Below are 6,706 nucleotides of genomic sequence, written 5' to 3' on the forward strand. Positions count from 1 at the left end.
ACGTAAGAGATGAGGGCCTCCGTTGCATCGTGTTGAGTGTGGTAACCCAATCGATACCGGAGGTCCTCACCTTTTTAGCTCACGCCACGCTCACAACCTGTGTGGGAACAACACCTAGATCTGTCACGCTTAGCGTTCCCGATCGAACACGAATGGTCCCGCACTAACTTGCACTGTTTGGATAGCACAATCTTGTGCTAGCTTTACAGCACAATGCTCGCGATGATCGCGAGGGATTCGATCTTCTGGGGGCCTAAATGAACTTCCTCTTTCTCTTCGTGCACGCCGTTCAAGATCTGCTACCTCTGGAAGTGGCCATCACCTTCGGCCTGGTCCTCTTCGCTCTGTCGTGGGTTCGTCCCCGGCGGATGGTTTCACTCCCCCAGACCGGGCGGCGCACGGCAACTCTCACCTGGGCGGGAGTGGCGGGTTCATTGCTCGTGGTTGTCGTCGCGACGGCGGTCAGCGCGATCGTCGTGTCGACGTCTGACGTTTCCGGGTATGACGGTTGGTGGCGCCGGCCGGCCCCGCTATTCGCGGCGACACTGGTGGTGGCTGCGGCGGCCGTAGCCCTTCGACGGATGCCACTTCCCGCGCCGGGAGAGCGTTCAATTGTTCCGCGCCGCCCGTGGCATGCGTTCGCGTCTCGCACCTTGCTCTGGATCTCCGGAATCACCGCGACATTGCTCGCGCTGACTGCCGTATGGCAGATCGCGATCGCCCGGACCGCGCCCGAAGACGGACCGTTCTTTGGGAACGTTCCCGACCACACTAACCTGCCGATCTACATGAGCTTCAACAGCGGGTACGGCTACCTGTCCGGGGCAGGATGGCCGAACCATCTCGCCACTCTCGTCGCGCTGGCACTGGCCTCCGCCGTCTTTTTCGCCGTGCTTCACACGGACGCCAACCGGCCCGTGTTCGCCCGATCGACCGCCTCCAGCGTGCGCTCGGAACGAGAACTAACCGCTCGACTGTTCACGTTCATCCTGCTCGGTGGACTCATCACCACGCTCGGAGCCGTGTGGATGCACACCGGTGCCTCCGGGCAAGCACTGGTCGGATTGGACGAGCAGTGGGTATCCGACAATCAGTCCTACCCGCGCATTCTCGTAGCCGGCGGCTACGACGCGATCGCCCGCCCCATGAACCTCCTGGGCTATGCACTCCAGGCTGGCGGAGTCGCGTTCCTCCTCCGACTTGCAGTCGACACCGCCCGAGCCGCACTGGCGACACGACGCTCACGCCTCGCAACACCGGAGTATGAAGTCTCGACCAACGGACCACAGCGATGACCGGGACCACGCCAAGCTCTGCGGATGAAATCGATGCGCTCTTCCGCGGAGCGATCCGCTCCGGACAACTCGGTGACGGCGAACGCCTGCCAACCGTCCGACAAACCGCTCGAGATTTCGGCGTCGCACAGGCCACAGCCGCAAAGGCGTACAAGACTTTGGAACGCGACGGACTCATCGTCACCCGCACCGCCGCCGGCACCCGCGTGGCCCCCGGGGCTTCCCGGGCGCCTCAGGCAGTGATCGAGCACGCCCGCGCACTCGCGGAAGCAAGCGAAGGCGCACTCGTCACCCTCGAAGACACCATCGCAATCCTCCGCGCGGTCTGGCGAACAGAGGCGACACACCCGCCCGCATGACGTTCCCCTACCGAACAGCATCGGCGCGGCCGCTGTCCTTCACCCAGGTTACAGATTCGGGCGTTGTCGTCCGGGCCACCCGGTTGAATACGGCGAGGCCGAGCGGGGCGTGTCCGAGGGCTGCCGTATCGGTCATCATCGCGAGTTCGGCGCCCGTGATGACAGCGAGTTCGCCGGTGCGGCATTGCGCGATCTTTGCCCCCCAACGCGACGCCGCCGGCAGCAATCGCACTTACGCTGCTCGGGGCAGGTGCTGGCGAGCGTAGCTGCCGTCAACGCGGCGATGGCGGGGCTCCTGGTCGGGCGGCTCCGTTCAGCCGTGTTGGTCAGCGACGGGTTCTGGTTGAACGGACCAGTCGGCGGGTGCATCGTCGGTGTCGGCGTCGGCGATCGCCTTGGTCTGGTGAACTTTGCCCGGCTTGTGGTGTTGCGGCGCGTAGACGGTATAGACCTGCATGGGCTCATCTCCGATGTTCGTCACGTTGTGCCAGCTGCCAGCTGGAACGATGACGCACCACCCATCGGTTACCTCCTCGTCGAAGGTCAGTTCGTTCTTGCTTGGTCCCATCTGGGCGCGGCCACGGCCGCGGTCGAGTCGAATGAACTGGTCGGTGTCAGGGTGCTTTTCTAGCCCGATGACCCCGTTGACCGGGATCGACATGAGGGTGACCTGCAGGTAGGTGCCACTCCAAGCCACGGTGCGGTAGTTCGGGTTCTTGAGGGTCTCGGTCTCCAGATCGAATGCTTGAGGACGGGGACCGGTGTCTTCGATGGGCATGATCTCATCGTAGCTTTGCCCGGATCGGATCATAAGGCTTCCCGCGGTTCGATCCTCCTGAGACCATGCTCACGGATTTGTCGCGCTGTCCGTCCGGCTTACGGGCGGCCCGCCTCAACCTGGACCAATCTAGTCGGGCCCGGTGGAGTCGTGCCTCTCGTTACACTGAGCGTGTCGCTCGAACGGGCCACACCACTATGCGCGGCCGGAGGTGCTGGCATGTTGCGCACTCCCCCCGTTGCGCTGCGATTTCCGTTCCAGGGCCGGTGGATCGCAGAGAACAGTCCGGCGAACCGTGTTCCCAGCCATGGCACCCATCTATTCGGCACGACATTCGCAATCGACTTCGTCGCCATCGACGAACGAGGCCATTCGGCAAAGCATGGTTGGCGCTCCGTATTAGCGACGGAGCCCCCCGTGGTCTTTGTCGGATTCGGCGCCCCGATCCTGGCGCCAGCATCGGGCACTGTCGTCGCCGCGGTCGACGGCGAGCTGGATCACGAGGCCCGGCGCTCACAATTGGCGTTGATTCCTTACGCGCTCTCCCAGACTCGCCGAGTTCGAGAGGGCGTGCGCGCGATCGCGGGCAATCACGTGGTCATCGCGCTTGAGCCGGCCGGGCCTTTTGTGCTCATCGCTCATCTCCAGCGCGGATCGGTGAGCGCCGCAGTTGGATCAGTGGTCATGGTCGGCGAGAACATCGGATCATGCGGGAACTCGGGCAACAGCACGCAGCCTCACGTGCACGTGCAAGTCACGGACTCAACGAACTGGCCGACGGCGCGCGGCAGGCCCATCGTCTTTGAACGCCCTCAGGTCAACGGTGGCACCTGGCTCCCGAGGAACGGGGATACCTTCACCGTCGCATGAATTGCAAAAGCACCCGGCCGAGGTCTCGCTTTTTCAATTGGGCGCTACCGGCTGCGCTTCCCAATCCACTGATGCCCAAGTGTCGCCGGCCGCTGCGTCCGGCGGCACGCTCACCAAGTGGTCGAACATCACCGACACGATCGCGGGCTCCATCCAGCGCAACTTCGACGCAATCGAGGGAACGTGGGACGTGCAGCGCGCCGCGCCACCGGAGTCCGCCTGCTGGACCAAGTCCGAGGACTTGAGTGGTACCCCGCACTGGGCGAAAAGGTCAGACGGCTACGAAGTTGCCTTTTCCGCAAAGAACTCCTGGTTCGATATGGACGAGGACCCGTGGACTACCGCTGAACGCTACGCGCGGGTCTGGACGTCAACCTTCCCTGCCACCAGCTTCGACCCGGATTACGACTTGTTCGCCTACGGGGCCCAGATCGCTGGACTGGTTGACAGCGACCAACTGCGAGTGACGGGTGGGTTCGACGGCGACAACTGGATATACCTCGTAGAGGTGTCTTGCGACACCCCCGGGTTCCGGGCTCCAGCGCCGGGGGTATCGATCGAGCCCTTCGCGCACCCGTAGACAGCAGCGTCAGGTCAGAACGTGAATGGCAACGGATCCTCGAACGCACCGCCACCACTGTCCAATTGACCGTTCCTCTGATGCCGACTCCGCCAGCGCATTCCCCGAAACGATCGGTCTCGAGCGAACGAGTCAGCACGTCAACAGCGCCACCTTGCTGGAAAGACAGGCTTAGCGTGACTGGGCGTATCTTCGGACCAAAGGAGCATCGTGACAAAGGATGCCTCAGCCCTGGGAACTCCTGCAGACGCATTGAACCTAACAGGCAAGGACTCAGATGTTGACACACACGGCGACCGGTTGGCTCATCAACTGTGGTGGAACCTTCGCTCTGATCCCTCGATTCACGCACGATCGACGGCCTACCGATGCCTCAGAGCACGAGATCCACACCTTCGGCATCCCCCTCGTTCTCATCCCAGGAGTCACCGGTCAACAGCCGGACTCGTGGGTATCAGTTTCAGGCGGCTGGGACGGGACGAAGTTCACCGTCGACGCATTCGGCGCCCCCGAGTTCGATGACGGCTTCACGGTCGAACCGGCCAACACCGCACCGGGCGATCGGACACCACCGCGATACGACGAACACTCACGCGCAGTCGAAGGAGCCTTGCTTGCCAGCGGTGCGATCGTCAGTCGCCGCTATCTGAGCGCCCCCGACAAAACCTGGAGAGTAGTCATCTCCGCACCGGACCCCGATGCAGTACGGGAGTCTCTCACCGAGCTACACGGCGATCTCCTCACCCTGGTTCAGTCGAGATGGACCCAACAGCAGTACCGCGATGCCGGCGAACACCTCGCTCACCAGGTCGAGCTCTGGGCGCTGTCAACACTCATCGACCAAATCAACGACGACGGTGTCGACCACATCATTGCGACACCACGGGCGATCACGGCAGAGATCGAAGCGTGGCACCGCGACCTCCCACCAGGACTCGTCACTCTCAAACCGATGATCCGCCCCATCTAGCACGACCCAGCACCAGACCCGCCCGCAAAGGGTTCCGTCAACAAGGCAGTCTGTCGCGTTCAGCACCGGCTATGGCCGCGGCGTGAACTAGTGGTTCTTGACGAGGATGTTCTCGCCTACTTTCGTCCAGCCGTCTCGATTCAGAGTGCCATCCTTCACGATCATGACTTCAAAGCTTGCCGACTTCATTGTCGTCATATCTGAGCCGCACGCGCCTTGAAAATCCGTGGCCCCTCTGTACGCGAGCAGGCAGACAGGGAGGTCAGTTCCCTGCGCCAGATACAGCCGTGTCTTGTCAAGGGAACGCACAAATCGCACGCTGTCAAGGTCGAACCCGTCCAATGCATGCAAAGGAAGGTCGCTCGGAATAGCGTCCTCTGCGCTGGGCTCTCTCATGAGGTCGGAGTAGCCACCGGCAGCTGAACAGCCCATCAGGCTCAGGGCGGCAGCGGCCACCGCGACCATCTTCGCGCACGTGAACTTGTCCGCCACATTTCCCCCAGGTTCAGGCCAACGTATCGACTACGAAATCGGCCCGCAAGAGTTTCGTTTCGCGGTCCGTGGGCGCACGCAGCCCTAGACCGTTTCGCTAGGACTTTCCCGGTGTCTCTCTGCATCCAGAAGGACTCGCCGACGGCTGCTCCCCTGGACCAGCACCAAGCCAGCCGCGAAAACGGAAGCAGCTGAAGTGGCGAGCATAGCGGTCAACACCACATCGGGTTTCAAGGTCATTGCCTGTCCGGTCATGGACGTGAATTCGCACTGCAGCCCCAGCGGGATCAACGTGATCCGGCCAACGATCGGCTGTCCGGGGTCTACGCTTTCGCGAGACGCCGGGAGTGCGTCCACAAGGCACGAATAGCTTGGATCTCGGACCGCGTAAATCGCCGCAGCTGGCGGCAATGCCATGAAGATGGCCAGCCCACACAACGCGGTAGCCACCCATCCCTCGTTCCCATTTGGCTATGCACCCACATTCCCTTGCGCACGCCGGGACTTTCTCCTCAAGTCGCGGGAAGTGACCGCACAGGGTTCGTCTCATGGGCCCCGTTTCGAACTCTCCCAGTGGCCCCTATCGGTATGTCGTGTAATCGTGAGAGATATGACCATTGAGCGCATCCGCCCTGAGGGGCTTGTCCACAGTCAGGCTTTCAGTCACGTCGCCATCGTGCCGGCCGGCGCAACCACGATCTACGTTGGCGGTCAAAATTCCGTCGCCGCAGACGGCTCACTCATCGGTGAAGGCGATGTTGCGGTGCAGTCCATTCGCGCCCTAGAAAACGTCAAGATTGCGCTGGCCGCAGCTCATGCAACTATCGAAGATGTAGTGCAGTGGACGGTGCTGTTCGTCGACGGTGTTGACCTTGCCACGGCGTATCAAGCCATCGGGTCCGCACTCGCTTCGGATACTCCAGCTCTAGTCATGGGGGCCCGAGTTGCCGGACTCGGTGTTTCAGGAGCTCTTGTCGAGATCGCCGCCATCGCCGCCGTCGTTCGCCATTGACCGCTAACCTGGCCTGGCGTTCGAAATCTAGGTTGGCGGTAAGAACTAGTTAAGCGCCAGGTCCGGCGAGTCGGATTTGTCCCGGTCAGGGTTTCCTTCTGACACTCCCCAGGTGGGGCCACTACTTCTTCGATAGGAGCTTCGCACCGTCCGACCGCAGCTCCCCCGCAGGTGAGACATGGCGGTACAAGGTCTGCCGGGTGATCCCGAGCTCCTTGCAGAGGTCGCCAACTTCGTTTCCTTCTGCCCCATCGCGGCCATGGCCAGGCGGACCTTGGCCGGCGTCATCTTGAACGGCCGCCCGCCCGTCCTCCCCCGTGCTCGAGCTGCGGCAAGCCCGGCGATTGTGC

9 protein-coding genes and 1 pseudogene are annotated in these 6,706 nt (G+C 62.4%); 6 read left to right on the forward strand and 4 right to left on the reverse strand.

Annotation, left to right across the window (positions count from 1 at the left end; translation table 11 throughout):
- Nucleotides 1-257: 257 nt before the first annotated feature.
- Entirely contained in the window at nt 258-1,295 is a 1,038-nt protein-coding gene (locus E3N94_RS03485) for a hypothetical protein (RefSeq protein WP_134419754.1), read from the forward strand.
- On the forward strand, nt 1,292-1,654 hold the full coding sequence (locus E3N94_RS17440; RefSeq protein WP_134419752.1) for a GntR family transcriptional regulator: 363 nt from the start codon (nt 1,292-1,294) through the stop codon (nt 1,652-1,654). Before E3N94_RS03485 ends, E3N94_RS17440 begins: the two co-directional genes overlap by 4 nt.
- A 7-nt stretch (nt 1,655-1,661) precedes the next feature.
- Here the strand turns inward: E3N94_RS17440 and E3N94_RS03495 are convergent, their stop codons facing one another.
- Nucleotides 1,662-1,886 (reverse strand): hypothetical protein, encoded by a 225-nt coding sequence (locus E3N94_RS03495; protein WP_134419750.1) that lies wholly within the window; start codon nt 1,884-1,886, stop codon nt 1,662-1,664.
- A gap of 81 nt (nt 1,887-1,967) precedes the next feature.
- On the reverse strand, nt 1,968-2,432 hold the full coding sequence (locus E3N94_RS03500; protein WP_134419748.1) for a cupin domain-containing protein: 465 nt from the start codon (nt 2,430-2,432) through the stop codon (nt 1,968-1,970).
- 219 nt (nt 2,433-2,651) lie between these two features.
- Here E3N94_RS03500 and E3N94_RS03505 point away from each other — a divergent pair, with 219 nt between their 5' ends.
- The 3 genes from E3N94_RS03505 (at nt 2,652) to E3N94_RS03515 (ending at nt 4,852) form a co-directional block, all read left to right on the forward strand.
- Nucleotides 2,652-3,302: a M23 family metallopeptidase gene (locus E3N94_RS03505; RefSeq protein ID WP_134419746.1), complete on the forward strand. Its 651-nt coding sequence runs from the start codon at nt 2,652-2,654 to the stop codon at nt 3,300-3,302.
- 79 nt (nt 3,303-3,381) lie between these two features.
- Nucleotides 3,382-3,882, forward strand: coding sequence for a hypothetical protein (locus E3N94_RS03510; protein ID WP_134419744.1), 501 nt, complete (start codon nt 3,382-3,384; stop codon nt 3,880-3,882).
- A gap of 277 nt (nt 3,883-4,159) precedes the next feature.
- Nucleotides 4,160-4,852, forward strand: coding sequence for a hypothetical protein (locus tag E3N94_RS03515; protein WP_134419742.1), 693 nt, complete (start codon nt 4,160-4,162; stop codon nt 4,850-4,852).
- A gap of 87 nt (nt 4,853-4,939) precedes the next feature.
- Here the strand turns inward: E3N94_RS03515 and E3N94_RS03520 are convergent, their stop codons facing one another.
- On the reverse strand, nt 4,940-5,344 hold the full coding sequence (locus tag E3N94_RS03520) for a hypothetical protein (RefSeq protein WP_134419740.1): 405 nt from the start codon (nt 5,342-5,344) through the stop codon (nt 4,940-4,942).
- 610 nt (nt 5,345-5,954) lie between these two features.
- Here E3N94_RS03520 and E3N94_RS03525 point away from each other — a divergent pair.
- Nucleotides 5,955-6,356, forward strand: a complete 402-nt coding sequence (locus tag E3N94_RS03525) for a Rid family hydrolase (RefSeq protein WP_134374957.1) — start codon at nt 5,955-5,957, stop codon at nt 6,354-6,356.
- Between the two features lie 121 nt (nt 6,357-6,477).
- Here the strand turns inward: E3N94_RS03525 and E3N94_RS17055 are convergent.
- Nucleotides 6,478-6,706: pseudogene (locus tag E3N94_RS17055) on the reverse strand (helix-turn-helix domain-containing protein); the annotation flags it as partial.

The organism is Cryobacterium sp. Sr3 (genome assembly GCF_004402835.1).
Lineage (GTDB): Bacteria > Actinomycetota > Actinomycetes > Actinomycetales > Microbacteriaceae > Cryobacterium > Cryobacterium sandaracinum.

Bases quoted from the DNA above. Each gene is read 5' to 3' on its own strand.
- E3N94_RS03485 (WP_134419754.1), top strand. From the start codon at position 258: ATGAACTTCCTCTTTCTCTTCGTGCACGCCGTTCAAGATCTGCTACCT.
- E3N94_RS17440 (WP_134419752.1), top strand. From the start codon at position 1,292: ATGACCGGGACCACGCCAAGCTCTGCGGATGAAATCGATGCGCTCTTC.
- E3N94_RS03500 (WP_134419748.1), bottom strand. From the start codon at position 2,432: ATGCCCATCGAAGACACCGGTCCCCGTCCTCAAGCATTCGATCTGGAG.
- E3N94_RS03505 (WP_134419746.1), top strand. From the start codon at position 2,652: ATGTTGCGCACTCCCCCCGTTGCGCTGCGATTTCCGTTCCAGGGCCGG.
- E3N94_RS03515 (WP_134419742.1), top strand. From the start codon at position 4,160: ATGTTGACACACACGGCGACCGGTTGGCTCATCAACTGTGGTGGAACC.
- E3N94_RS03525 (WP_134374957.1), top strand. From the start codon at position 5,955: ATGACCATTGAGCGCATCCGCCCTGAGGGGCTTGTCCACAGTCAGGCT.